This window comes from Lyngbya aestuarii BL J (assembly GCF_000478195.2).
Lineage (GTDB): Bacteria > Cyanobacteriota > Cyanobacteriia > Cyanobacteriales > Microcoleaceae > Capilliphycus > Capilliphycus aestuarii.
Genome location: NZ_AUZM01000191.1, coordinates 1 through 1,683, shown reverse-complemented (window position 1 = coordinate 1,683; position 1,683 = coordinate 1). Strand labels below are relative to the sequence as shown.

At 46.6% G+C, this 1,683-nt stretch carries 2 protein-coding genes; one reads left to right on the top strand and one right to left on the bottom strand.

What is annotated here, in order from left to right:
* A partial coding sequence (locus M595_RS27415) for a fatty acyl-AMP ligase (protein WP_023069835.1) occupies positions 1 to 1,012 on the bottom strand: 1,012 nt, incomplete at its 3' end.
* Between the two features lie 260 nt (positions 1,013 to 1,272).
* On the opposite strand from M595_RS27415, the gene M595_RS27410 reads away from it, so the two are divergent.
* A partial coding sequence (locus tag M595_RS27410) for a Rieske 2Fe-2S domain-containing protein (RefSeq protein WP_023069134.1) occupies positions 1,273 to 1,683 on the top strand: 411 nt, incomplete at its 3' end.

Sequence of the window (1,683 nt, the reverse complement as noted above, 5' to 3'; positions counted from 1 at the left end):
CCCCGCCACTGACTATTAAAGTCGCTTCGGCAAGACCATAACAGGGGTAAAACGCCTCTCGCCGAAACCCATAGGGGGCAAATGCTTCGGTAAAGCGTTCAATCACTTCGTCGTAAATGGGTTCTGCCCCATTAAACGCTAATTCCCAACTGCTTAAATCTAAACCTTCTCGCTGCGCCGGAGCAATCTTTCGCACACACAAATCGTAGGCAAAATTTGGGCCACCGCTAGTCGTCGCCTGATCACGAGAAATGGCTTCTAACCAACGCAAGGGACGTTGTAAAAACATCAACGGTGACATCAACACCACACCAAACCCTCCATATAGGGGTTGCAATACGCCCCCAATTAAACCCATATCGTGATAGGGAGGCAACCAAATCACCCCTTGACTTTGGGGAGAATGACCAAAACAGCGATGAATTGCTGCTAAATTTTGTAATAAATTACCATGAGCGATCATTACCCCTTTGGGTGTTGCAGTCGAACCGGAGGTATATTGCAAAAAGGCAAGGCTATCCGAGGTTAAAACGGGTTCTTGCCAGTGGTCAGCGAACGTTTCGAGGGTATCGGTCGCCACCCAATGCAAAGTTTGAAGCGACTGAACTTGTTCGAGTTGTCGGTTAATCAGAGATAAAATAGACTGACTCGTGAGGGCAACTGTTGCTTTAGAATCGGCTAATATCGCTTCAATACGCTCTAGTGAACGGTTGGGTCGAGGCGGATAGGCTGGAACTGCTACCACTCCAGCATACAAACAGCCAAAAAAAGCACTAATGTAGTCTAAACCGGGTTGATACAGCAGTAATGCCCGTTCTCCGGGCTGACAGATCGATTGTAAATGAGCGGCGATCGCCCTAGACTGTTGATCTAAAGCTTGATACGTTAAACTCACTTCCTGAGTTTCACCGTCTAACAAAAATCTGTAGCCGACTTGCTCAGACTCGTGGGTTGCTCGGGCGCGTAGAAGGTCAACGAGAGTGTTGATTTCAGGATGATCTGAACTATTCATTCAGAAGCCGTAATTTTTTCACTTAACCAGGATACAGAGTTTCTCGACCGTCGTCAGTATTTTCTGGACAGTTCTTTCGCGCTGTCAATTGGCGCGGCTCCAAAGCCATCATCTATTCTATGCGGAAATGTTGTCGAAACTGATGGAAACATTTACAATGCTGTAACTTAACGACTGTGTTCTGATCGCCTATTCCTCCCTATTACAGCTTTTTGATCTAGTCTTTCCTGTTCCTGTCGGGCTAAACCGCGATAACTCCCATGAACTCAAGCCATTTACTCTCTCCTTTCCCCAATAGCTGGTTTCGGATTGCCACAAGCGATGAACTTCCAGCTAAAGGTGTATTACCCTTACGCTACTTTGGTCAAGATTTTGTCCTGTTTCGGGCTGAAGACGGAACGCCTCATTTACTTGACGCCCATTGTCCCCATTTAGGCGCTCATCTGGGGTACGGAGGGACGGTGGAAGGAGAGACAATTCGCTGTCCGTTTCATGGTTGGCAATGGAATTGTCAGGGGGATTGTGTCAAAATTCCCTATACGGATAAATCGCCTCAAACTCAAATTAAAAGCTGGCCGGTACGAGAATTGAATGGCTTGATTTTTATGTATTATCACCATCAAGCTCAAGAACCCGACTGGGAAATTCCTCAAGTTCCTGAATGCTATTCT